Source organism: Rubrimonas sp. (assembly GCF_036788415.1).
GTDB lineage: Bacteria > Pseudomonadota > Alphaproteobacteria > Rhodobacterales > Rhodobacteraceae > Rubrimonas.
Window position 1 is genome coordinate 1 of record NZ_DAIQNN010000054.1, and the last position, 23,024, is coordinate 23,024.

General features: G+C 70.8%; 21 protein-coding genes. 15 read left to right on the top strand and 6 right to left on the bottom strand.

Translation table 11 applies throughout. The features are described 5' to 3' along the window. The coding region (gene acs / locus V7Q31_RS12415; RefSeq protein WP_333834178.1) for an acetate--CoA ligase at window positions 1-1,808 on the bottom strand (1,808 nt) is incomplete at its 3' end. A 133-nt stretch (window positions 1,809-1,941) separates the two neighbouring features. Further along, window positions 1,942-2,958, bottom strand: a complete 1,017-nt coding sequence (locus V7Q31_RS12420; RefSeq protein WP_333834198.1) for a ribose-phosphate pyrophosphokinase — start codon at window positions 2,956-2,958, stop codon at window positions 1,942-1,944. A gap of 193 nt (window positions 2,959-3,151) precedes the next feature. Here V7Q31_RS12420 and V7Q31_RS12425 point away from each other — a divergent pair, with 193 nt between their 5' ends. Further along, window positions 3,152-4,144: an MDR family oxidoreductase gene (locus V7Q31_RS12425; protein ID WP_333834179.1), complete on the top strand. Its 993-nt coding sequence runs from the start codon at window positions 3,152-3,154 to the stop codon at window positions 4,142-4,144. Next, complete coding sequence (locus tag V7Q31_RS12430) at window positions 4,144-4,719, top strand: RsmD family RNA methyltransferase (protein WP_333834180.1); 576 nt, start codon at window positions 4,144-4,146, stop codon at window positions 4,717-4,719. The genes V7Q31_RS12425 and V7Q31_RS12430 overlap by 1 nt, the downstream gene beginning before the upstream one ends. Window positions 4,720-4,731: 12 nt before the next feature. Here the strand turns inward: V7Q31_RS12430 and V7Q31_RS12435 are convergent, their stop codons facing one another. Beyond that, window positions 4,732-7,521, bottom strand: coding sequence for a hybrid sensor histidine kinase/response regulator (locus V7Q31_RS12435; RefSeq protein WP_333834181.1), 2,790 nt, complete (start codon window positions 7,519-7,521; stop codon window positions 4,732-4,734). A gap of 331 nt (window positions 7,522-7,852) precedes the next feature. Here V7Q31_RS12435 and V7Q31_RS12440 point away from each other — a divergent pair, with 331 nt between their 5' ends. From V7Q31_RS12440 to V7Q31_RS12475, 8 genes are all read left to right on the top strand, one after another. Further along, window positions 7,853-9,196, top strand: coding sequence for an NAD(P)/FAD-dependent oxidoreductase (locus V7Q31_RS12440; RefSeq protein WP_333834182.1), 1,344 nt, complete (start codon window positions 7,853-7,855; stop codon window positions 9,194-9,196). A gap of 27 nt (window positions 9,197-9,223) precedes the next feature. Next, window positions 9,224-10,198, top strand: coding sequence for a TRAP transporter substrate-binding protein (locus V7Q31_RS12445; protein WP_333834183.1), 975 nt, complete (start codon window positions 9,224-9,226; stop codon window positions 10,196-10,198). A gap of 19 nt (window positions 10,199-10,217) precedes the next feature. Then, window positions 10,218-10,754: a TRAP transporter small permease gene (locus tag V7Q31_RS12450; RefSeq protein WP_333834184.1), complete on the top strand. Its 537-nt coding sequence runs from the start codon at window positions 10,218-10,220 to the stop codon at window positions 10,752-10,754. Between the two features lie 3 nt (window positions 10,755-10,757). Then, complete coding sequence (locus V7Q31_RS12455) at window positions 10,758-12,065, top strand: TRAP transporter large permease (protein ID WP_333834185.1); 1,308 nt, start codon at window positions 10,758-10,760, stop codon at window positions 12,063-12,065. Window positions 12,066-12,120: 55 nt separating this feature from the next. Continuing rightward, window positions 12,121-12,783: a CoA pyrophosphatase gene (locus tag V7Q31_RS12460; protein ID WP_333834186.1), complete on the top strand. Its 663-nt coding sequence runs from the start codon at window positions 12,121-12,123 to the stop codon at window positions 12,781-12,783. Then, a complete protein-coding gene (locus V7Q31_RS12465) occupies window positions 12,780-13,931 on the top strand; it encodes a CCA tRNA nucleotidyltransferase (RefSeq protein WP_333834187.1) in 1,152 nt (383 codons plus the stop codon). The genes V7Q31_RS12460 and V7Q31_RS12465 overlap by 4 nt, the downstream gene beginning before the upstream one ends. 73 nt (window positions 13,932-14,004) lie before the next feature. Beyond that, window positions 14,005-14,607: a LysE family translocator gene (locus tag V7Q31_RS12470; protein ID WP_333834188.1), complete on the top strand. Its 603-nt coding sequence runs from the start codon at window positions 14,005-14,007 to the stop codon at window positions 14,605-14,607. A gap of 87 nt (window positions 14,608-14,694) precedes the next feature. After that, entirely contained in the window at window positions 14,695-15,489 is a 795-nt protein-coding gene (locus tag V7Q31_RS12475; protein ID WP_333834189.1) for a DUF2189 domain-containing protein, read from the top strand. Here the strand turns inward: V7Q31_RS12475 and V7Q31_RS12480 are convergent. Continuing rightward, window positions 15,465-16,064, bottom strand: a complete 600-nt coding sequence (locus tag V7Q31_RS12480; protein ID WP_333834190.1) for a hypothetical protein — start codon at window positions 16,062-16,064, stop codon at window positions 15,465-15,467. The two genes, V7Q31_RS12475 and V7Q31_RS12480, sit on opposite strands and share 25 nt — an antisense overlap. 168 nt (window positions 16,065-16,232) lie before the next feature. Next, window positions 16,233-17,156 carry an oxygen-dependent coproporphyrinogen oxidase gene (gene hemF / locus V7Q31_RS12485; protein ID WP_333834191.1) on the bottom strand — a complete coding sequence of 308 codons (924 nt, stop codon included), beginning with the start codon at window positions 17,154-17,156 and terminating at the stop codon, window positions 16,233-16,235. Window positions 17,157-17,246: 90 nt separating this feature from the next. Here hemF and V7Q31_RS12490 point away from each other — a divergent pair, with 90 nt between their 5' ends. Beyond that, window positions 17,247-17,462 carry a hypothetical protein gene (locus V7Q31_RS12490; protein ID WP_333834192.1) on the top strand — a complete coding sequence of 72 codons (216 nt, stop codon included), beginning with the start codon at window positions 17,247-17,249 and terminating at the stop codon, window positions 17,460-17,462. Window positions 17,463-17,481: 19 nt separating this feature from the next. Here the strand turns inward: V7Q31_RS12490 and copM are convergent, their stop codons facing one another. Beyond that, entirely contained in the window at window positions 17,482-17,847 is a 366-nt protein-coding gene (gene copM, locus V7Q31_RS12495; RefSeq protein ID WP_333834193.1) for a CopM family metallochaperone, read from the bottom strand. Between the two features lie 156 nt (window positions 17,848-18,003). Between copM and V7Q31_RS12500 the strand changes: the two genes are divergently transcribed. The 4 genes from V7Q31_RS12500 to V7Q31_RS12515 form a co-directional block, all read left to right on the top strand. Continuing rightward, window positions 18,004-19,884 (top strand): ABC transporter ATP-binding protein, encoded by a 1,881-nt coding sequence (locus tag V7Q31_RS12500; protein WP_333834194.1) that lies wholly within the window; start codon window positions 18,004-18,006, stop codon window positions 19,882-19,884. Between the two features lie 34 nt (window positions 19,885-19,918). After that, the gene (locus V7Q31_RS12505) at window positions 19,919-21,802 is read left to right on the top strand and encodes an ABC transporter ATP-binding protein (RefSeq protein ID WP_333834195.1); all 1,884 of its coding nucleotides are present in this window, start codon (window positions 19,919-19,921) and stop codon (window positions 21,800-21,802) included. Window positions 21,803-22,031: 229 nt separating this feature from the next. Next, entirely contained in the window at window positions 22,032-22,610 is a 579-nt protein-coding gene (gene petA, locus V7Q31_RS12510; RefSeq protein WP_333834196.1) for a ubiquinol-cytochrome c reductase iron-sulfur subunit, read from the top strand. Between the two features lie 4 nt (window positions 22,611-22,614). Continuing rightward, window positions 22,615-23,024 (top strand): cytochrome b N-terminal domain-containing protein (locus V7Q31_RS12515; RefSeq protein WP_333834197.1); only part of this gene is annotated, 410 nt, incomplete at its 3' end.

Genomic DNA, 23,024 nt, shown 5'->3' on the forward strand with positions numbered 1-23,024 from the left:
GTCTTGGGCAGGCCGGGCGACCACTGGATCACGTCCGGCGCGTAGAACGGCCCGTTCTGCTGGCGAACCCAGGTCCGCAGCTCGGTCTTGAGCGCGTCGGTGTATTCCTCGCCCTCCATCAGCGTCACGTAGCAGTAGATGCCCTGACCCTTGATGTCGTGCGGATAGCCGACCACGGCGGCCTCGGCGACCTTGGGATGGGCGACCAGCGCCGACTCGATCTCGGCGGTGCCGAGGCGGTGGCCCGACACGTTGATCACGTCGTCCACGCGGCCGGTGATCCAGTAATAGCCGTCCGCGTCGCGCCGGCAGCCGTCGCCCGAGAAGTAGTAGCCCTTGTACATCTCGAAATAGGTCTGCACGAAGCGGTCATGGTCGCCATAGACCGTGCGGGCCTGCCCCGGCCAGCTGTCCGCAAGGCACAGCACGCCCTCGCACTCGGTCGCGCCGATCTCGTCGCCCTTGTCGTCCAGAACCACCGGCTGCACGCCGAAGAAGGGCTTGGTCGCCGAGCCCGGCTTGGTGGCGATGGCGCCGGGCAGGGGGGTGATCAGGATCCCGCCGGTCTCGGTCTGCCACCAGGTGTCGACGATGGGGCATTTCCCCTTGCCGACATGCTCGTTGTACCAGTGCCACGCCTCGGGGTTGATCGGCTCGCCCACCGAGCCGAGCACGCGCAGGGACGACAGGTCGTGCTTCTCGACGAAGTCGGGCCCCTTGGCCATCAGCGCGCGGATCGCGGTCGGGGCGGTGTAGAAGATGTTGACCTTGTGCTTGGCGCAGACCTGCCAGAAGCGGCCCGCGTCGGGCCAGGTCGGCACGCCCTCGAACATCAGCGTGGTGGCGCCGTTGGCGAGCGGGCCGTAGACGATGTAGCTGTGCCCCGTCACCCAGCCGACGTCGGCCGTGCACCAGTAGACGTCGCCCTCGTGATAGTCGAAGACGTATTGATGCGTCATCGCGGCGTAGACGAGATATCCGCCGGAGCTGTGCACCACGCCCTTCGGCTTGCCGGTGCTGCCTGAGGTGTAGAGGATGAACAGCGGATGTTCGGCGGCGACCGGCACGGGCGCGCAATGGTCGGAGACGCGCTCCATCTCCTCATGCAACCACCGGTCGCGCTCGGGGTCCCAGGCGACTTCGCCGCCGGTGCGCTGGACCACCAGCACTTTCACCTCCGGAGCGATGCGCTGCATCGCGCGGTCGACATTGGCCTTGAGCGGCGTGTTGCGCCCGCCGCGCGGGGCCTCGTCGGCGGTGATGACGAGCTTGGCTTCCGAGCCTTCGACCCGGTCCGCCAGCGCGTCCGGCGAGAAGCCCGCGAAGACGATCGAGTGGATCGCGCCGATGCGCGCGCAGGCGAGCATCGCATAGGCCGCCTCGGGGATCATCGGCAGGTAGATCACCACCCGGTCGCCCTTCGTAACGCCGAGCGCGTGCAGGACGTTGGCGAACTTCGCGACCTGCTCGTAAAGTTCGCGATAGGTGATGTGCTTGGAGAGGTTGGGGTCGTCGGCCTCCCATATGATCGCGGTCTGGTCGCCGCGCGTCTCCAGATGCCGGTCCACGCAGTTGGCGCAGACGTTCAGCGCCCCGTCCTCGAACCACTTGATCGACACGTTATGATAGTCGAACGACGTGTTCTTGACCTTGGTGTAGGGCGTGATCCAGTCGATCCGCTTGCCGTGCTCGCCCCAGAACGCAGCCGGGTCCTTCACTGAAGCCTCGTACATCGCCTGATACTTGGCTTCGTCGGCGTGGGCCCGGGCCGCGACCGCGGCCGGAACCGGGAACAGCTCTGCGCTCATGCGTTTCTCTCCCTGCTCGCGCGCGCCGGGTCTCCCGGTCGCGCCATGATCGAATTTCCCGCGCACCCTAGGCGGCGCGAACCGGCCGGCTCAAGAAAGCCCAATGCCGCAGGCCGTTGCGGTTTTCCGGTTTTCAGTCGAAACGGTAGAACGCCTCGTAGATCGGCCCCAGCGTCTTCTCCGAGAACAGCGACGACACCGACGTGTCGTTGCCGACATTCAGGATCGCCTGCGCGAAGAGCGGCGCCACCGAGACGATGCGGATGTTGGGCGCCGCGCGCACCGCTTCGGGTTGCTGGATGCTGTCCGTGATCACGAGGCTCTCCAGCGCCGAGCCGGAGATGCGCGGCACGGCGGGGCCCGACAAAACGCCGTGGCTGATATAGGCGTGCACCGAGGTCGCGCCCTGATCGCGCAGCAGCTCCGCCGCCTTCACCAGAGTGCCGGCGGTGTCGCAAATGTCGTCCACGATGATGCAGCACTTGCCTTCCACTTCGCCGATCACGGTCATCGACTCGACTTCGCCGGGCCCGGAGCGGCGCTTGTCCACGATGGCGAGCCCCGCCCCGATCCGCTTGGCGAGGTCGCGCGCGCGGACCACGCCACCGACATCTGGCGAAATCACTTGCAGTTCGCCGACATTCTTGAAGTGATGCCTGATGTCGAGCGCGAAGACCGGGGCCGCGTAGAGATTGTCCACCGGCAAGTCGAAGAAGCCCTGGATCTGGCCCGCGTGCAAATCCATCGTCAGCACGCGGTCCACGCCCGCCTTTTCGAAGAGGTTGGCCACGAGCTTCGCCGTGATCGGCGTGCGGGCCGAGGTCTTTCGATCCTGCCGCGCATAGCCGAAGTAGGGAACCACCGCCGTCACCCGCCGCGCCGAGGCGCGCCGAAGTGCGTCGGTCATGATCAGCAATTCCATGAGGTTGTCGTTGGCCGGGTTCGAGGTGGGCTGCACCACGAACACGTCCTCGCCGCGCACGTTTTCGAAGATCTCGACGAAGATCTCCTTGTCGGAGAACCGTTCGACGCGGGCGTCGGCCAGCCCGACTTCGGACCCGCGATAGACGGAGATGCGCCGGGCGATCGCCTCGGCGAGCGGACGGTTGCCGTTGCCCGAGAGGATCCGGATGCTCAGATCGGACTTCATCGAGATCATCGCGCGCCCCCGTTGATTTCGCAGGCGCGTCATAACAGGGGCGGGGCGCGATGCAAGGCGGCGAGCCGCGCGCGTTTGGACGCGCGCGGAATTGACACTCCGGGCGATCGGCCGGGCGCGGAATTGACTCCGCGCCGCTCGGCGGCCTTTGGTGCGGGCGGCATACCGCAAGGGAGGGCGAGCCATGTTCAGGGCGCTGATCATCGACAAGGGAGCCGATGGGGCGATCGCGCAGGAGATCGCGCGGATCGGCGAGGACCGGCTGCCGGAGGCCGACGTGCTGGTGGACGTCGCCTTCTCGACGGTGAACTACAAGGACGGGCTGTGCCTCGCCGGCAAGGGCGGGCTGGTGCGGACGTATCCGCATGTGCCGGGGGTCGACTTCGCCGGCGTGGTCGCCGAGAGCGCCGATCCCCGCTTCAAGCCCGGCGACGAGGTGGTGCTGACCGGCTGGCGCGTCGGCGAGGCGTGGTGGGGCGGCTATTCCGAGCGCGCCCGCGTCAAGGGCGACTGGCTGGTGAAGCGCCCCAAGGGCCTCACCCTGCGCCAGACCATGGCGGTCGGCACGGCGGGCTTCACGGCGATGCTCGCGGTGATGGCGCTCGAGGCCCATGGCCTGAAGCCCGGCGACGGGCCGGTGCTGGTGACGGGCGCCGCCGGCGGCGTCGGCTCGGTGGCGGTGGCGGTGCTGGCGAAGCTCGGCTTCGAGGTCGCCGCCTCGACCGGTCGGCGCGAGGAATTCGAGGGCTATCTGCGCGATCTGGGCGCGGCGGAGATCGTCTCCCGGGCGGAACTGTCCGAGCCGCCCTCCAAGCCGCTCGACACGGCGCGCTGGGCCGGCTGCGTGGACGCGGTCGGCGGAACCACGCTCGCGCGGGTTCTGACGCAGATGAAGCTGCGAGCCTCTGTGGCGGCGGTCGGCAATGCCGGCGGGATCGCGCTCGAGACGACCGTGATCCCCTTCCTGTTGCGCGGGGTGAACCTGCTCGGCATCGACAGCGTGATGCAGCCGCTGGAGGCGCGCGAGGCCGCCTGGGCGCGGATCGCGCGCGATCTGGACCTGGCGAAGCTCGACGCGATGACCTCCGGGGCGAGGCTGGAGGACGTGCCGGCGCTCGGCGCGGCGATCCTGAAGGGCGGCGTGCAGGGCCGCGTCGTGGTGGATTTGAACGCCTGATGCGCATCGTCGGCGGACGGCTCGGCGGGCGCAGCCTCGCCGGGCCGGGCGCGCAGGGCGGCGGCGAGGCGCATCTGCGCCCCACCTCCGACCGCTTGCGCGAGTCGATCTTCAACCTGCTCGCCCATGGCGGCTACGCCGACCCGCCGCCGCCCGAGGGGATGCGCGCGCTCGACCTGTTCGCGGGCGTCGGCGCGCTGGGGCTCGAGGCGCTGTCGCGCGGCGCGGTCCATTGCCTGTTCGTCGACGATCACGGGCCGTCGCGCGCGCTGATCCGGCGCAATGTCGAAGCGCTCGGCCTGATCGGGGCGAGCAAGATCTACCGCCGCGACGCCACCCGGCTCGGCCCGTGCCGCGGCGCGCCCTACCAGCTGTGCTTTCTCGATCCGCCCTATCGCAAGGGGCTCGGCGCGCCGGCGCTGGCGAGCGCGCTGGCCGGCGGATGGCTCGCGCCCGGGGCGCTGGCGGTGTGGGAGCGCGCGGCGGAGGAGGGCGAGAGCCCGCCCGAGGGGTTCGAGACGCTCGATGCGCGGCGCTACGGCGAGACGGAGCTTCGGGTGCTGCGGGTCGCCTGAGGCGGCGCGCGCTCAGGACGCCGCCGTCCGCGCGCCCTTCTCGGCGCCGCCGAACAGGCTCGCCCAGCGCTCGATCTTGGCTTCCAGTTCGTCGAGCTTCACCGGCTTCTGGATCGAGTCGTTCATGCCTGCGGCGGTGCAGCGTTCGCGCTCGCCCTCCTTGCCGCGATCGGTGAGGCCGATCATCACGCAAGCGGGGGCCTCGATCTCCTGCTCATGGCGGCGGACAGCCTTGGCGGCGTCGAGACCGTTCATCAGCGGCATCGTCACATCCATCACGATCAGTTTCGGCATCAGCTCCTTGTAGAGCTTGACCGCGTCGAATCCGTTCGCAGCCGGATGAACCTCGTAGCCGGATTTCTTGAGGAACGAGGTGAGCACGATGCGGTTGACCTCGTTGTGCTCGGCGAGGATGACATGGGGCGTCTGGACGTCGCCCTCGATCACCTTCATCGTGGGCCAGCGCGTTTCCTCTTCGTCGACCGGGGCGGGCGCGGGGGGAGCTGCGTCGTCGTCCTCGGCGTTCTCGCCGATGGCCACCGCATGGGCGCGCATGGCCGCGTCGATCAGGTCGTCGAAGCTGGGCGGCGTCCTGGCCAGCACGACGCGCTCTGGCAGTTGGGCGAGCCCGTCGAGCATCGCGCTCTCCGGACGGAGCGAAACCGATGCGACGCTTTGCGCCGGCCCATCCCCGCGCAGCCACTCCGCCAGGCCCGAGGATGCGAAACCGGGCAGGTCCTCCGGGTGCACGACGAGGCCGAAGGGCTGCCGTTTCTCCTGCGCGCTCTCCAGCATGCGCAGGGCGACGGTCGCCGATTGCGCGGTTTCGACCTTCGCGCCGGCATGCGCGAGCTGTTCGGCCAGCGCCTCGCGTTGCAGCTTGTCTGCGGCGGCGACCAGCGTGCGGATGTTGGGAAGCTGCTTCCTGGGCTTGGCGGGCTGGTCGGCGTCGACCGGAGCGTCGAGCGTCACGGTGAAGGTCGCGCCTTCGCCCGGCGTGCTCTCGACCGAGATCTTGCCGCCCATCAGCTCCACCAGCTTGCGCGTGATCGCGAGGCCGAGCCCTGCGCCGCCATGCTTGCGCGAGGCCGAGCTGTCGCCCTGCGAGAAAGTGTCGAAGATCGTCTCGGCATGGGCTGGGTCGATACCCGGGCCGGTGTCCTCGACCTTGAGCTTGAGCGTCACCACGCCGTCGACGGTCTCGTAGCTGACGTCGAGCCCGACCGACCCCTCCTCGGTGAACTTCACCGCATTCTCGGTCAGGGTCGAGCCGATCTCGCGCAGCTTGTCGCGGTCGGTCGAGATCACCGGCATGCCGGGCTGCACGCGCAGCAGCAGCTTGAGGTTCTTGGCGGCCGCGTCCTCCGAGACCGCCGCGATGATCTCCTGCGCGAGTTCCTCGACGTCGACCGGGCTCTCCTCGACTTTGGCGTCGCCGCTCTCGATGCGGGTGAGGTCGAGTATGTCGGTCACCATCGTCAGCAGCGACTTGCCCGAATTCTGCACGATGTCGACGAAGCTGCGCTGGCTTGGGTTGAGCTCGCTGCCCGCCAGCACCGCGGCGCCGCCGAGAATGCCGTTGAGCGGGGTGCGCAGCTCGTGGCTCATCACCGACAGGAACTCGGTCTTGGCCTTGTTGGCGGCCTCGGCGCGGGCTTCGGCGGCGCGCAGGCGGCCGATGTCGGCCGCCATCGCGGTCGCGTCGCGCACCACGCCCACGACGCGGCCCTCGACGCCGACGCCGCCGGGCGCGACTTTCGCGGACACCATCACGGTCAGTCCCGCGCCGTCGCGGCGGGTGATGCGGCTGACGCCGGAGATGCGCTCGACGAACTGCTCCAGCGTTTCGGCGGGGTCGATGGCGAAGGTCTCGAAGGCCGAGGCGCCGACCAGTTCGGGGGGCGCGGCGCCGAGCAGCTCGTGCAGCGCCGCGTTGGCGACGACCATCTCGCCGTCGAGCCGCGCCACGAACAGCCCGTCGGTCATGTCGTCGAGTATGCCGGCTTCCGCGGTCTTGCCGTTGGCCATGCTCTCGGCGACGCGCTCGACGGCGGCGGCGAGTTCGGCCAGCTGGGCGTCCTGCGCGTCGAAGCTCACGTCGGTCGCCCCGGCGGCGATCTGGTCGAGCGCATCGACCGCGCCGCGCAGACTGCGCGTCAGCCGCCTGCCGAGCAGCCAACCGACAAGCGCCGCCAGCAGCGCCGCGAGGATCAGCGCGCCGAGGCCGAGAAGCCCGGCTTCTCTGAAGAACGACCGCTCGGCTTCGTCCATCTCGGCGGCGAGCGCGGCGCCTTCGCGAAGCGCGTCGGTTCCGTCTACGCCGACGGCCACCGTTCCGATGCAGGACGGGCCAATGCACACGGCGCGGCCCGAGAACAGCCGGTCGCCCTCGATCCAGCGGGCGACGCCGTCGGGATCGTCGAGCGCGCGCAGCGGCGCGGGGGCGCCCGAGGCGAAGGCGGCGCCGTCCTCGGCCCCGCTCGCCACGCCGCGGCCATGCGCGTCGTATATGCGCAGCTCCTGCGCGCCGGTCAGCGCGAGCGTGTCGCGGGCGGCGCGGGTCAGGCTCTGGCGGTCGTAGTCGAGCAGCGGCTCGCGGATCTGCTCGGCGAAGCGGCCCGCGAGCGCTTCGGCGCTCTTGCGCATCTGCGCGCCGATCGCGGTCTCGACGTCGTCGCGCAGATCCTCCGACATCGCGTCCATGCGCGCGGCGAACAGCGCGAGCGACGCCGCGAGCGCGAGCGCGACGCCGAGCGCCGCCGTCAGGCCGAATTGAAGCGAGAAACGGCTCTGAAGCGACATCGCGGTCTACCGTCGACGCGCCTGCGCGCGACGCGCTCTGCCGGCGGTGCTGCGCTCGAACATGGGGGCTGTCTCCGCGACATCGGGTTTACCATGGCGTAGTGACCCGGAAATCGTTTCCGCAGAGTTATTTCGCCGAAACTTCCCGCAAGCCGGCGCGCGGTGCGCCGTCGCACCGCGCCACCCGAACGGCCGTCGCCCGCCCGCCCGGGCGGTTCGCCGTGCGGCCCCCTGAGCGCGGTGCGCAACCATCGCGTGCAGACTTATCATGAAGCACGCCGATAGTTCAGTCCGTCGCGCGATGCAATCGCCTCTTGCGGCGGCGGGCGTCTTGACGCCGCTCCTGGCTCGGCGCGTTCTGGCGCCGTCACGAGGCGATCTGGCGGGCGAGGGGGCGGGGATGTGCGCGGAGCGTTCGGTCGGCCATGCGGCGATCGTCGGCATGGGGATCGTGGGGGTCGCGACGGCGATCCGGTTGCAGCGCGCAGGCTGGCGGGTGTCGCTCATCGACCGCGAGGGGCCTGCGGCGGGGGCGAGCTTCGGCAATGGCGGCGTGCTGGCCTCCTGCGCCATCGTGCCGGTCACGACGCCGGGACTGATCGCAAAGGCGCCGCGCATGCTGTTCGACCCGACCGCGCCGCTCTTCCTGCGCTGGGGCTACCTGCCGAAGCTCGCGCCGTGGCTCGTCCGCTTCCTGTCCCACGCCAACGCGGCGGATGCGAACCGGATCGCCGACGCGCTTGCGCCCATCGTCGGCGACAGCCTCAACGACCATCTGGCGCTCGCGACGGGGACGGGGGCCGAGCGCTACGTCGTCCCGAGCGATTACCTCTACGTCTATCCGGACGCGGCGGCGCGCGACGCGGACGGCTTCACCTGGGCTGTGCGCGCGCGGCACGGTTTCGTCCCCGAGGCGCTTGACGCGGCGGCGCTGGGGGCCTTCGACCCGGCTTTCGCGGGTTCAGGGGCGATCGCGCTGAAGCTCGGCGGGCATGGGCGCATCTCCGATCCCGGGGCCTATGTCGCGGCGCTGGCGGCGCATGCGCAGGCGCAGGGCGCGCGGGTCGTCATCGCCGAGGCGGAGGCGGTGGTTCGAGGACCCGGCGGCGCGGCGACCGGGGTGCGGCTGCGCGGACGCGACGAGCGGGCCGAGACCTTGGAAGCCGACGCGGTCGTCATCGCCACGGGCGCGTGGTCGGGCGCGCTGACGCGCGACCTCGGCCTGCGCATCCCGCTCGAAAGCGAGCGCGGCTATCATCTGGAGCTGTGGGAACCCAGCGTCATGCCGCGCGCGCCGATGATGATCGCCGCCGGCAAGTTCGTCGCGACGCCGATGGAGGGGCGGCTGCGGCTCGCCGGCGTGGTCGAGTTCGGCGGGCTGGAGGCGGGGCCCGCCCGCGCGCCCTTCGATTTGCTGCGGCGCGGGATCAAGGCGGCGATGCCGGGGCTGCGCTGGGCCGAGGAGCGCGAATGGATGGGCCACCGCCCCGCGCCGTCGGACAGCATTCCGCTGATCGGGCCGGTTCCCGGCGCGCCGGGGGCGTGGCTGGCCTTCGGGCATCATCATGTCGGGCTGACCGGCGGGCCGCGCACGGGCCAGCTGCTCGCGCAGATGATCGCGGGCGAGCGGTCCAACATCGACCTTGCGGTCTATGCGCCTTCCCGGTTTCAGTAGGAGCCGAAAGAACAGGGAGAACGACAGATGCGCCTCACCGCCGCTTCGCTGGGCCTCGCCGCCCTCGGCTTCGCCGCCCCCGCCGCTCTGGCCGAGACATGGGACATGCCGCTGGCCTATCCCGCGACCAACTTCCACTCCGAGACCGCCGCCGCCTTCGCCGCCTGCGTCGGGGAGGCGACCGGCGGGGCGCTGCAGATCGTGACCCACCCGGGCGGCGCGCTCTATGGCGGCGCGGAGATCAAGCGCGCCGTGCAGACCGGACAGACCCCCATCGGCGAGCGGCTGCTCTCGGCGCATCAGAACGAGAAGCCGATCTACGGCGTCGACTCGATCCCCTTCCTCGTCTCCTCCTTCGACGAGCACGAGAAGCTCTGGGAGATCGCCGCGCCGCATGTCGCCGAGGCGCTGGCGGAGGATGGGCTGGTCTATCTCTACTCGGTGCCATGGCCGCCGCAGGGCCTCTACATGAACCGCGCCGTGGCCGCGGCGGACGATCTCAAGGGCGTGAAGTTCCGCTCCTATTCGGCGGCGACGGCGCGCCTCGCCGAGTTGACCGGCATGACCCCCGTGCAGGTCGAAGCGGCGGAGCTGAGCCAGGCGCTGGCGACGGGCGTGGCGGAGAGCTTCGTCTCCTCGGCGGCGACGGGCTACGACACCAAGGTGTGGGAGCATCTGAGCCATTTCTACGAAGTCGACGCCTGGCTGCCGCGCAACGCGATCTTCGCGAACAAGGCCGCGTTCGACGCGCTCGACGCCGCAGCCCAGTCTGCGCTGACCGACTGCGCCGCCAAGGCCAAGGCCGAAGGGCTCGCGCGCTCGAAGGCCTACACCACGCGCACGCTGGACGGTCTGAAGGCGGGCGGTATGGAAGTGGGCCGCGCCGAGCCGGCGCTGGTCGAGGCGCTGAAGGCGATCGGGGCCACGATGACCGAGGAATGGCTCGCCAGCGCCGGCGAGACCGGGCGCGCCGTGGTGGACGCCTACCGCGCGGGGAACTGACGGACGGCGCCGGGCGCGCATGGCGCCCGTCTTCGCCCGCGCGCTGCGCCGCGCGCTCGACGCGCTCTATCTGCTCGGCGGCGCGGTCGCGGCGCTGTGCCTGATCGCGATCCTGTGCCTGATCGTGGCGCAGATGCTGGCGCGCTGGTTCGGCGTCGTGTTCCCGGGCGCGACGGATTACGCGGGCTATGCGATGGCCGGGGCGTCGTTCTTCGGTTTCGCCTATGCGCTGAACCATGGCGCGCACATCCGGGTGAGCCTCGTGCTCAACCTGATGGGCGCGCGGCGCTACTGGCTGGAGCTGGCCTGCTTCGCGATCGGCGCGGTCATCTCCTCCTATCTCGCGTGGTACGCCGTGCGGGCCGTGCGCTGGTCGCTGAGATTCGGCGATGTCAGCCAGGGGCTCGACCGCACGCCGCTGTGGATTCCGCAATCGGCGATGGCGGCGGGGGCGATCCTGCTGGCGCTCGCCTTCTGGGACCATCTCGCGCGGCTGGTCTTCGCTGGCGCGCACGGGATGCGGGGCGAAAGCCTCGACCGGGCGCGGAGCGAATAGGGGATGGAGGCGCTCGGACCCATCGCGATATTCCTTCTCGCCCTGTTCGCGCTGCTCGGCGCGGGCGTCTGGGTGGGCCTCGCGCTGATCGGGGTCGCCTGGGTGGGGATGGAGCTCTTCACCTCGCGCCCCACAGGCGACGCCATGGTCACGACGATCTGGGCGGGCGCCTCGTCCTGGACTCTGACGGCGCTGCCGCTCTTCGTCTGGATGGGTGAAATCCTCTATCGCACGAGACTTTCGGAGGATCTGTTCAAGGGGCTGTCGCCGTGGCTCGCGCGGCTGCCGGGCGGGCTGATCCACACCAACATCGTCGGCTGCACGGTGTTCGCCGCCGTGTCCGGCTCCTCGGCGGCGACGCTGACCACGGTGGGGCGCATGTCGATCCCGGAACTGCGCCGCCGCGACTACCCCGAGACGATGGTGATCGGCACGCTGGCGGGGGCGGCGACGCTGGGGCTGATGATCCCGCCCTCGCTGACGCTGATCGTCTATGGCGTGGCGATCAACGAGTCGATCACGCAGCTGTTCATGGCCGGCGTGCTGCCGGGGCTGACGCTCGCGGCGATGTTCATGGCCTATGTCGCCGTCGCCTCGCAGGTCTCGAAGGATTTCGATCCGAAGCCGGAGCCGAGGATGAGCCTGCGCCAGAAGCTCGCCAATTCGCGGCTGGTGATCCCGCTGCTGCTGCTGGTCGCGCTCGTGATCGGCTCGATGTATCTCGGCTTCGCGACGGCCACCGAGGCGGCGGCTTTCGGCGTGCTGGGGTCGCTGGCGCTCGCGGCGAGCCAGGGGTCGCTGACGCGCGCGACCTTCACGGACAGCCTGATGGGGGCGGTGCGCACCTCGGCGATGATCGCGCTGATCCTCGCCGGAGCGAAATTCCTGTCGCTGTCGATGGGCTTCACCGGGCTGCCGCGGGGGCTGGCCGATTTCATCGCCGAACAGGGTTTGACCCGGTTCGAGCTGCTGATGGCGCTGCTCGTGTTCTACATCGTGCTCGGCTGCTTTCTCGACGGCATCTCCTCGGTGGTGCTGACGATGGCGGTGGTCGAGCCGATGATCCGGCAGGCGGGCGTCGACGTGATCTGGTTCGGCATCTTCGTCGTGGTGGTGGTCGAGATGGCGCAGATCACCCCGCCCATCGGCTTCAACCTGTTCGTGCTGCAAGGGATGACCGGCCACGAGATGGGCTTCATCGCGCGCGCCGCGATCCCGATGTTCCTGATCATGGTGGCGATGGTGTTCGTGCTGATCTTCGTCCCCGAACTCGCGACGTGGCTGCCCGAGACGATGAGCCAGCGGCGTTGATCGCGGCGGTCGTTTCGGTTTGACCGCCGCGCGATTCCGCGTCACCTCACGGCGCATGACCGACCCGCGCCCCGAATTGCATCGCGAGTTCCGCATCGACGAGGCCGCGCTGCGCCGCGCGCTGCTCGCCCCTGTGGCCGCGCCCGGCGGCGACGGAGAGCTCGACCCCGAAGGCGCGCCCGAACTGCGTCGGCTGCGCCCGGCGGCGGTGCTCGCGGCGGTGGCCCGCCGGCCTCAGGGGCTGACGCTGATCCTGACGCAGCGGCCGCAGACCATGCGGGTGCACGCCGGCCAGATCGCCTTTCCCGGCGGCAAGATCGACGCGGGCGACCGCTCGCCGCTGCACGCCGCCCTGCGCGAGGCGCGCGAGGAAATCGGCCTGCACGCCCATGAAGTGGAGATTCTCGGGCCGTTCGAGCGCTACGTCACCCGCACCGGCTTCGCGATCGCGCCCTTCGTCGGGCTGGTCGACGCGGGCTTCCGACCGATCCCGCAGCCGGGCGAAGTCGAGGCGGTGTTCGAGGCGCCGCTCGACTGGGTGTTGAACCCGGCCAATCAGGTGCGGATGCGGCGCGAGTTCAACGGGGCCATCCGCAGCTTCTGGGCGATCCATTACGAGCGCTGGTTCATCTGGGGCGCCACCGCGGGGATGATCCGGCGACTGTCCGAGCGCGTGACCGCGCAGAGCGCCGCCGCGGCGACGGCGACCGGCGCGTGAGGCGCATCGCGCCCGCCTGGCTGGAGGCGGCGCCGACCCGCGCCCTGTTGGCCGCGCTGGACCCGGCGCGCCCGCTCTTCGTCGGCGGCTGCGTGCGCGACGCGCTGCTCGGGCGCGAGGCGCAGGACGTCGATCTGTGCGTCGCCGTCCCGCCCGAGGAGACGACGCGGCTGCTCGAGGGCGCCGGGCTCGGCGCGGCGCCCACCGGGATCGCCCATGGCACGGTGACTGCGATCGTCGAGGGGCGCGGCTACGAGGTGACGACCTTGCGCCGCGATGTCGAGACCTTCGGCCGCCGCGCCCGCGTCGCCTTCACCGACTGCGTGCGCGAGGACGCCTCGCGCCGCGACTTCACGATCAACGCGCTCTACGCGGACGCCGAAGGCTGCGTGATCGATCCGCTGGACGGGGCGCCCGATCTCGAGGCGGGCCGCGTCCGCTTCATCGGCGATCCGTCGGCGCGGATCGGCGAGGATCATCTGCGCATCCTGCGCTTTTTCCGCTTCATCGCGTGGTTCAGCCGGACCGGCGTCGACGCCGAGGGGCTCGCCGCCTGCGCGGCGCTCGCCGACCGCCTCGGCGCGCTGGCGCGCGAGCGGATCGGCCACGAGCTGCGCCGCCTGCTCGCCGCGCCCGATCCGTCCGAAGCGGTCGCGGCGATGGCGGGGGCCGGCGCGCTCGACGCGGCGATTCCCGGCGCGCGCCCGCACCTGCTTGCGGCGCTGATCCGCGCCGAGGCGGCGTGCGCCGCCGCGCCCGACTGGCCGCGACGACTGGCGGCGCTCGGCGCGACCGATCCCGAGGACGCGATGCGCCTGTCGCGCGCCGAGGCGCGCCGGCTCCGCGCCATCGCCGAGGCGCGCGCGCTCGACGCCGCCCCCGAGGCGCGCGCGCATCTGGTTGCGCCCGAGGCGGCGCGCGATGCGGCGCTGCTCGACGCCGCCGAAGGCGGCGCGCCGCCGCCCGCCGATCTCGAGGCGCGGCTCGCGGCGGGGGCGGCGGCGCGGTTTCCGCTGGAGGCGCGCGACCTGATCGCAGCGGGCGTCGCGCCGGGGCCGGACCTCGGCGCGTCGCTCGACCGGCTGCGGCGGCTTTGGGCGCAGGAGGGCTTCGCGCCCGACCGCGCGGCGTTGCTCGCGCGCCTCTGAGCCCTCTGGACAGGCGCGGCGCGCCCGGCGCATCATCCCGTTATGTCTGTAATGCTGACCTATCGAGACAGCCATGAGTTGGGACATCCTCGCCGCCATGTTCGCCCTCGCCGTCGCGTCGACCTGGACGCCGGGGCCGAACAACATCCTGCTCGCCAGTTCCGGCGCGCGCTTCGGCTGGCGGGCGACGCGTCCGCACGCTCTGGGGGTCGCGCTGGGCTTTCCGGCGATGCTGTTCGTGCTGGCTTTCGGGCTCGGCGAGGCGTTCCAGCGCAGCGACAGCCTGCGCGAGGGGCTGCGCTGGGCGGCGGTCGCCGTTCTGATGTGGCTGGCCTGGCGGATCGGGACGGCGGGTCGGGCGCGGGAGGGCGAGCGCGCCGCGCGGCCCTTCACCTTCCTCGAGGCGGTGGCGTTCCAGTGGATCAACCCCAAGGCCTGGGCGATGGCGGTCTCGGCGGGCGCGGCCTTCGTCAGCGGCGCGGCGCCGCTGCGCGAGGCGGCGATCTGCGCCGGCGTCTTCGCGCTGAGCGGCCTCGGTTCGGCGCATGCCTGGGCGGGCTTCGGCGCGGCGCTGCGGCGGTTTCTCTCCGAGGACCGCCGGTTGCGGGTCTTCAACCTGACGATGGGGCTGCTGATCGCGGCGAGCGCGGCGTGGCTGGCGGCGGCGGACATCTGACGCCTGCGACCTCCTCTGCGGCGGAGGGTCGCAATTCTCCTGATTCGTGATAGCCTCCGCCGACAAACCACAACAGGAGGATCGCCGATGACCGCAATCACAGCCGGATCCGACGCCGCGTCGCCGCCCTCGACGCGCGCCGCCCGCATCCTGACCGTGGACGACCTGCGCGGCGCGCTGCGGCAGGGCTGGGACGATTTCGCCGCCAAGCCCACCCATGTGCTCTTTCTGGTCGCGATCTATCCGCTGGCGGGGCTGTTGCTGGCGACGCTCGCCGGTCGCGGCGACGCGCTGGCGCTGGTGTTCCCGCTGGTCGCGGGCTTCGCGCTGCTCGGGCCGCTGACTGCGGTGGGGCTCTACGAACTCAGCCGGCGGCGCGAGGCTGGCGAGCCCGCGCGTCTGGCGGACGCGGTCTCCGTGGCCACGGGGCCTGCGGCGGGGCCGGTGGCGCGGATCGCGCTGGTTCTGTTCGCCATTTTCACGGCGTGGCTGACGGCGGCGGACCTACTCTGGGCGTCGGTGATGGGCGTCGGCCGCCCCGAAAGCGTCTCCGCCCTCTCCGCCCAGGTGTTTGGAACGACCGAGGGTCTGCGGCTGATCGTGCTGGGCCATCTCGTCGGCGGGGTCTTCGCGGCCGCAGCGCTGGCGGTGTCGATGTTCTCGCTTCCGATGGTGGTCGCGGGCGAGCGCAGCGCCTTCGCCGCGATGCGCGCTTCGATCCAGACGGTCGCGGCCAATCCCCGGGTCTGCGCGATCTGGGGGCTGGTCGTCGGCGCGATCATGGCCGTCGCGTCCGCGCCGTTCCTGATCGGGCTCGCCGTCGCGCTGCCGGTGCTCGGCCACGCCACATGGCGGCTCTACCGCCGCGCCTGGCCCGACTGAGCTTCCCGCCACCAGTCCTGCGCCGCGAGCGCGCGGCGCAGGGGCGTGTCGGTCTCGCGCGGCGCGCCGTTTATGTAGCGCCGCGCCTCCGCCGCCGAGGCGCCCTCCAGCCCCCGCAGATAGGCGAGACCGGCGGCGACGCTGAAGGGCGCGCCGGTTTCGGCCTCGAAGTTGCGGGGCAGGTCGGTCCAGACCGCCCCGCGCGCGCCGGTCGCCGCGCACCATCGCGCCACGGCCTCGGCGATCGCGGGGTCGCCGGCGCGCCGGAAGCCGCTCGCGCGACACACCGCGCCGATGAAGTTGGGCGCGGGGGCGCGTTCGCGGGCGCGCAGGTCTTCCGCCGCCGCATGAACGTCGTCGCGGATCGAGGCGATGGCGTGGGTGGGGCAGGGGGCGCCGCTATCCGGGTCGATCACGACGACGAGGCTCATCAACCGTTTCGGCGAGATCCGGCTGAATTCGAGCGGGAGACGCGGCCCGCCCCGGATCGCCCAAGCCCCGCGCACTTTCGCCGCCAGATCGTCGAGGTCCCAGAGCAGCGACCCCCAGCCGAGGATCGCATAAGACCCTCTCATCGAGCGGTTTCCTCCGCTCGCTCCACGATAGCCCTCTCAACGACCGTCACGGCCCCTAAGCCGAGCTGAGCGACGCCGTGAACCAAGTTTTTCGTCTCAAAAACAACGGCTCCCACCTAGCACTCGCGTCTTCCGGGTCAGTCTCCGCTCCAGTCGGCCCGTCGACCGTCATGGCCATTTCGCCTCGGGCGGCAGGCTCATCAGCACGGCCTCGGGGTTATGCCCCGTCTCCAGCCCGAACTTGGTGCCGCGGTCGTAGACGAGGTTGAACTCCGCGTAGCGACCGCGCTTCACGAGTTGCCATTCGCGCTCGGCATGCGTCCAGCTCTCGGTCATGCGCTTGCGGGTGATCGGGACGAAGGCGTCGAGAAACGCCCGCCCGACATCCTGGGTGAAGGCGAAATCGGCCTCCCAGTCGCCGGTGCACAGGTCGTCATAGAAGACGCCGCCCACCCCGCGCGGCTCGTTCCAGTGCTTGATCATGAAGTACTCGTCCGCCCAGGCCTTGAATTTCGGGTAATAGGCGGCGTCGTGGCGCTCGCAGGTCCGGCGGAGCACGTCGTGGAAGAATTCGGTGTCCTCCGCGACCTCGACCATCGGGTTGAGGTCGGTCCCGCCGCCGAACCACCAGCAGAAGGGCGTCCAGAACATCCGCGTGTTCATGTGAACCGCGGGCGTCTTGGGCGAGCGCATATGGGCGACGAGGCTGATCCCCGAGGCCCAGAAGCGCGGGTCGTTCTTCAGCCCCGGCAGTTCGTGGCGCGCGGTCAGGCTGCGCTGGGCCTGATCGCCGAGCGCGCCGTAGACTTCGGAGACGTTGACGCCGACTTTCTCGAAGACGCGCCCGCCGCGCATCACGCTCATCACGCCGCCGCCCTGATCGCCTTCGCCTTCGCCGGCGCGGCGCGTCTCCTTGCGTTCGAAGCGCCCGGGGGGCAGGTGGGCGAAGGGGCCGGTCGCCTGCGCGTCCTCGATGGCTTCGAAGGCGTCGCAGATGCGGTCGCGAAGGTCGACGAACCAGTCGGCCGCGCGGCGGCGTTCTGCGTCGAGCGGTGCGGCCTCGGGGCCGACGAGATGGGCGGCGTCGGTCATGCAGTGCTTTCCTCTCTGTTTGCGCCCGTTCTAGAATGCGAGCGCGGGCCGCGCGACGCGTCGCGGCGTCGCTTGCGCGGGAGGGCGGCGATGGACGAGCGGGCGCGGCGGCTGAAGCGGCGGGGCGGGATCGCGCTCGGCGTCGCCGCCGTCATGATCAGCGCGCTCGGGCTGGCCGGACCGCTGATGCTGGCGACCACCGGCGACCCGGAGCCGGTGCTGGCCTGGTATCCGCTCGGCTGGGCCGTCGCGATCGGCGCGATTCTGGTCTGGCTGCGGTCGTGGCGGGCGTCGCATCGCGGCTGAGGCCAGGCGCGCGCCGCGCTCAGAGCCCCCGCGCCGCGAGCCACGCCTTCATCTGCGCGATCTCGGCTTCCTGAGCGGCGATCACGGCTTCGGCCAGCGCGCGGATCTCGGGATCGGACCCGTGTTCCAGCGCGATGCGCGCCATGTCGATGGCGCCCTGATGGTGCGGAATCATGCCCCTGACGAAATCGGCGTCCGCGTCGCCGGTGAGCGGGATGGCCATGTCGTCATGCATCCGCGCCATGCTCTCGTCCCAGGCCGACGCATAGGGCGCGTCCGCCGCGGGGGCCGCGTGGCCGTGATGGGCGTGCTGCGCCTGAGCGGCGCCGGCGAGCAGCGCGAGGGCGAAGGCGGCGCGCAGCGAGATGCTGGTCGGGCGGGGCATGTCTGTCTCCGGAGCAGGGGTGCGAAAGGGCGGGCGTCGCCGGCCGCAGCGTCCAGTTTCCACGCCGGCGCGCGCGCTGCAAGCCGCGGCGCGCGACGTGACAGACGGGGCGCGAAGCCCTACACTCCGCACGTCCTGATCCCCGAGAGCCGTTCCATGCCCCGCCTGCCGACATGGCTGCGCCGCCGCTTCGACGCGCTCTGCGCGCGCGCCGAGGCGATGGTCGATCCGTATCAGGGTTACGACCGCGCCGAGGGGCCGCCGGAACGGCTCTGGCCGTTCTTCCGCGTCCATCTCGAGCCGTTCCGCCGCGTGCTGTGGCTGGCGCTGGGCTTCGGTCTGGCGGTCGCGCTGGTCGAGACATGGCTGATCTACTATGCGGGCCGCGTCGTGGACGTGCTGGCCGAGACCGCCCCTGCCGATCTCCTCGCCGAACGGGGACTGGAGCTCGCCGCGGTGGCCCTCGGGGTTCTGCTCCTGCGTCCGCTGGTGCAGGGGATCGACGCGCTGCTGCTCAATCAGGCGATGCTGCCCAATGTCGGCGCGCTGGTGCGCTGGCGCACGCATCGCCACGTGCTGCGCCAGTCGATGACGTTCTTCCAGAACGATTTCGCGGGCCGCGTCGCGCAGAAGGTGATGCAGACGGCGCCGGCGGTCGGCGAGGCGGTGTTCCAGATCTTCGACGCGCTCTGGTATGCGATCATCTATCTGATCGGCGCGCTGGTCCTGCTGACGCTGGTCGATCCGCGCCTCGCCATCCCGCTCGCGGTCTGGGCGGCGGGCTATGTGTGGATGCTGGTCTTCTTCGTCCCCCGCATCGGACAGGCCGCCAAGGACTTCTCCGAGGCGCGCTCGACCATGACGGGCCGGATCGTGGACAGCTACACCAACATCCAGACGGTGAAGCTCTTCGCCCACGCCGCGCGCGAGGATTCCTACGCCCATGAGGCCATCGAGCACGGGCGGACCACCTTCGCCCGCCAGATGCGCCTCATCACGGCGATGGAGCTGGCGCTGTCGGTCACCAACGGCCTGCTGATGGTCAGCGTGATCGGGCTCGCGATCTGGCTCTGGAGCCTCGGGCAGGCGAGCCTCGGGGCCATCGCCGCGGCCTCGGCGCTCGTGCTGCGGCTCAACGCAATGACCGGCTGGATCATGTGGGCGACGTCGGACTTCTTCCAGAACCTCGGCGTCGTGATGGAGGGGGTGGAGACGATCTCCAAGCCGCTCGGCCTGACCGACCGGCCCAATGCGCGCCCCCTCGCCGTCACCGGCGGCGACATACGCTTCGAGGGCGTCAGCCATCATTACGGGCGCGGCGCGGGCGGGCTCGACCGGGTGGAGCTGCGCATCCGCGCCGGCGAGCGGGTCGGGCTGATCGGGCGCTCCGGGGCGGGCAAGTCCACGCTCGTGAACCTGCTGCTGCGCTTCTACGACGTCGAGGGCGGGCGCGTGCTGATCGACGGGCAGGACATCCGCGAGGCGACGCAGGACAGCCTGCGCGCGGCCATCGGCATGGTCACGCAGGACACCTCGCTGCTGCACCGCTCGGTGCGCGACAACATCCTCTATGGCCGGCCCGACGCCCGCATGGCGGATGTCGAGGCGGCGGCGAAGCGCGTCTCGGCGCATGAGTTCATCCTCGGTCTGCGCGACCCGGCGGGGCGCGAGGGCTATGACGCGCATGTCGGCGAGCGCGGCGTGAAGCTGTCGGGCGGGCAGCGCCAGCGCATCGCGCTCGCCCGCGTCGTGCTCAAGGACGCGCCGATCCTCGTGCTCGACGAGGCGACGTCCGCGCTCGACTCGGAAGTCGAGGCCGAGATTCAGCAGGCGCTCTACGGGCTGATGGAGGGCAAGACCGTGATCGCCATCGCGCACCGCCTCTCCACCATCGCGCGGATGGACCGGATCGTGACGCTGGACGCAGGACGCGTCGTCGAGAGCGGGCCGCATGCGGAGCTGCTCGCGGCGGGCGGGCTCTACGCCGGCTTCTGGGCGCGGCAGGCGGGCGGCTTCATCGACGCCGACGCCGCATGAGCGACTTTCGCGACGGACGGTCTATGTTCGCGCCATGACCGAGACCGACCGCCCCGCCGACGCCTCCACCCCTTTCCGCAGCTGGTTCGCCCGCTTCGAGACGGTGACGCCGCCTCTGCCGACCGACGCGCCCTCGCGCCCGCCGGAAGCGCTCTGGCCTTTCCTGCGCTGGGCGCTGAGGGAGGCGCGGGTCGGGCTGTGGGGGCTCGCGCTCGCCTCGCTCGCCGTGGGCGCTGCGGATGCTGGCGTGTTCTGGATGATCGGCGCGCTGGTGGACCTCGCGGCGCAGACCGGTCCCGAACGCTTCTTCGCCGAGCATTGGGGCTGGCTGGCGGCGATGCTCGTCGTGATCGCCGTGATAAAGCCGGCGGCGCAGCTCGCCCAGAGCGCGTTCAGCTCGCTGACGCTCAACCCCGCGCTGTTTCCGATGACCGTGTTCCGGCTGCACCGCCACACGCTCGGCCAGTCGATGAAGTTCTTCGAGGAGGATTTCACCGGGCGGCTCGCGCAGAAGCAGATGCAGACGGCCAACGCGGTGACGCAGGTCGCCAACGACGCGCTGACGACGTTGGGGATGCTGGTCGCCTACGCGGCCACGATGCTCGCGGCGCTGGCGGCGGCGGACGGGCGGCTGGCGGCGCTGGCGGTTCTCTGGCTCGGCGGCTTCTTCTGGGTGCTGTGGTGGTCGCTGCCGCGCATCCGGCTTCGCGCGCAGGTGCGGGCCGAGGCGCGGGCGGGGGTGACGGGGCAGCTCGTCGACAGCCTCGGGCATATCGAGACCGTCAAGCTCTTCGCCCATGCGGGGCGCGAGGAGGCGGCGGCGGCGCGGTCTCTGCGGCGCTTCCACGACGCGGCGCTTCAGTTCGGGCGGGCGATGATGGCGATGCGGACGCTGCTCGCGATCCTCAACGCCGCGGCGACGCTGGCGATGCTCGGCCTCGGCCTGTGGCTCTGGCGCGACGGCTCGGCGAGCATCGGGGCGGTGGCGGCGGCGGCGATGCTGACGCTGCGCCTGACCCAGATGGCGAACTGGATGGCGATGTCGGCCATGGCGATCTTCGGCGAGATCGGAACCATCGAGGACGGCGCCCGCACCCTCTCGCCGGCGCATGGCGTCACCGACCGCCCCGGCGCGGCCGATGGCGTCGCAGCAGGTCCGATCCGCTTCGAAAACGTCGTCTTCCGCTACGGGCGCGCGACGGGCGGGGTCGGGCCGCTCGACTTCGAGGTCGCCGAGGGCGAGAAGCTCGCGCTGGTCGGGCGGTCGGGCGCGGGCAAGTCCACCCTCGTCGGCCTGCTCCTGCGGCTGCGCGATGTCGAGCAGGGGCGGATCGCCATCGGCGGCGTGGACATCCGCGACATGACGCAGGACGGGCTGCGCCGGATGATCGGGGTGGTCACGCAGGAGACGGCGATCTTCAACCGCTCGGCGCTCGACAACATCCTCTATGGCCGGCCCGAGGCGTCCGTCGAGGAGGCGGTGGCGGCGGCGCGGGCGGCGCAGGCCGACGATTTCATCCGGGGGCTGCGCGACGGAAGGGGCCGCGAGGGCTATGCGGCGCATCTGGGCGAGCGCGGGGTGAAGCTGTCGGGCGGGCAGCGCCAGCGCATCGCGCTCGCCCGCGCGATCCTCAAGGACGCCCCGATCCTGGTGCTCGACGAGGCGACCTCGGCGCTCGATTCCGAAGTCGAGGCGGAGATCCAGCAGGCGTTGCGGGCGGCGATGGCGGGCAAGACCGTGTTGGCCATCGCGCATCGCCTCTCCACCATCGCCGAGATGGACCGCATCCTGACGCTCGACGAGGGGCGGGTCGTCGAGGCCGGCGCGCATGCGGCCCTGCTTGCGCAGGGCGGGCTTTACGCCGGGCTCTGGGCGCGGCAGTCCGGCGGGTTCCTGCCGCTCGAGGCGGCGGAGTGACGCGTGGCGCGCGGCCACATGGGCGCGGATGAAAAGCCGAATGAATACTAGGGATTATTCGAACGGGACTTGGTGACTGAGTCACGCGCGAAACTGCGGCGTTAGGTCGCGAAACAGACATGCGAGCGGGACTGTGCGCTGGACTTGGACCGGCTAGTTCCGTAAGCGAAAGGCGATGGCGCGGGCGGTGCTCGCCCGCGATCCCGCAGAAGCAAGTCAGGAGAGTCCCGTGTCGACCACGACGACGCAAGACAGCGACGCCAGCCGCCGCGATTTCCTCCATGTCGCCACGGCCGCGGTCGGCGCGGTGACCGTCGGCGCAGCGGTCTGGCCGCTGATCAACTCGATGAACCCCTCGGCCTCGGTTCTGGCGCTGGCGACCATCGACATCGATCTCAGCCAGATCGAGGAAGGCTCGCAGATCAGCGTCAAATGGCGCGGCAAGCCGGTCTTCGTGCGCTATCGCACCCAGTCTGAAATCGACGCCGCGCGCGCGACCCCGCTCTCGGCGCTTGTCGACGGCAATGCGCGCAACGCCAACGATCTGAGAGCCGACGCCTCCGACGAGAACCGCTCGATCGGCGAGAACGGCGAATATGTGATGATGATGGGCGTCTGCACCCATCTGGGCTGCGTGCCGCTCGGCGACGGCGCCGGCGAGTTCGGCGGCTGGTTCTGCCCTTGCCACGGCTCGCATTACGACACCTCGGGTCGCATCCGCAAAGGGCCCGCGCCCCAGAACCTGCATATCCCCCAATACACCGTCGCCGGGACCGTCCTGACGCTCCTCGACGAATACAAGGGCTGACATCATGGGCACGATACCTCAGGAGCACTACAAGCCGAAGGCCGCCTGGGAGAAGTGGATCGACAAGCGCCTGCCGATCGTCGGCTTCGCGATCGACTTCAGCAACTTCCCCTCGCCGAAGAACCTGAACTGGCTTTGGGTCGGCGGCGTCGTCCTCACGGTCTTTCTCGTGATCCAGATCGTCACCGGCATCGTGCTGGTGATGCACTACACGCCCGACACCTCGCTCGCCTTCGCCTCGGTCGAGCACATCATGCGCGACGTGAACGCGGGCTGGCTGCTGCGCTACATGCATCAGAACGGGGCGCATTTCTTCTTCGCCGCCGTCTACATCCACATCTTCCGCGGCCTCTACTACGGCTCCTACAAGGCGCCGCGCGAGATCACCTGGATCATCGGCATCCTGATCTATCT

Bases quoted from the DNA above. Each gene is read 5' to 3' on its own strand.
- V7Q31_RS12420 (WP_333834198.1), bottom strand. From the start codon at position 2,958: ATGAAGTCCGATCTGAGCATCCGGATCCTCTCGGGCAACGGCAACCGT.
- V7Q31_RS12425 (WP_333834179.1), top strand. From the start codon at position 3,152: ATGTTCAGGGCGCTGATCATCGACAAGGGAGCCGATGGGGCGATCGCG.
- V7Q31_RS12430 (WP_333834180.1), top strand. From the start codon at position 4,144: ATGCGCATCGTCGGCGGACGGCTCGGCGGGCGCAGCCTCGCCGGGCCG.
- V7Q31_RS12435 (WP_333834181.1), bottom strand. From the start codon at position 7,521: ATGTCGCTTCAGAGCCGTTTCTCGCTTCAATTCGGCCTGACGGCGGCG.
- V7Q31_RS12445 (WP_333834183.1), top strand. From the start codon at position 9,224: ATGCGCCTCACCGCCGCTTCGCTGGGCCTCGCCGCCCTCGGCTTCGCC.
- V7Q31_RS12450 (WP_333834184.1), top strand. From the start codon at position 10,218: ATGGCGCCCGTCTTCGCCCGCGCGCTGCGCCGCGCGCTCGACGCGCTC.
- V7Q31_RS12455 (WP_333834185.1), top strand. From the start codon at position 10,758: ATGGAGGCGCTCGGACCCATCGCGATATTCCTTCTCGCCCTGTTCGCG.
- V7Q31_RS12460 (WP_333834186.1), top strand. From the start codon at position 12,121: ATGACCGACCCGCGCCCCGAATTGCATCGCGAGTTCCGCATCGACGAG.
- V7Q31_RS12470 (WP_333834188.1), top strand. From the start codon at position 14,005: ATGAGTTGGGACATCCTCGCCGCCATGTTCGCCCTCGCCGTCGCGTCG.
- V7Q31_RS12475 (WP_333834189.1), top strand. From the start codon at position 14,695: ATGACCGCAATCACAGCCGGATCCGACGCCGCGTCGCCGCCCTCGACG.
- V7Q31_RS12480 (WP_333834190.1), bottom strand. From the start codon at position 16,064: ATGAGAGGGTCTTATGCGATCCTCGGCTGGGGGTCGCTGCTCTGGGAC.
- hemF (WP_333834191.1), bottom strand. From the start codon at position 17,156: ATGACCGACGCCGCCCATCTCGTCGGCCCCGAGGCCGCACCGCTCGAC.
- V7Q31_RS12490 (WP_333834192.1), top strand. From the start codon at position 17,247: ATGGACGAGCGGGCGCGGCGGCTGAAGCGGCGGGGCGGGATCGCGCTC.
- copM (WP_333834193.1), bottom strand. From the start codon at position 17,847: ATGCCCCGCCCGACCAGCATCTCGCTGCGCGCCGCCTTCGCCCTCGCG.
- V7Q31_RS12500 (WP_333834194.1), top strand. From the start codon at position 18,004: ATGCCCCGCCTGCCGACATGGCTGCGCCGCCGCTTCGACGCGCTCTGC.
- V7Q31_RS12505 (WP_333834195.1), top strand. From the start codon at position 19,919: ATGACCGAGACCGACCGCCCCGCCGACGCCTCCACCCCTTTCCGCAGC.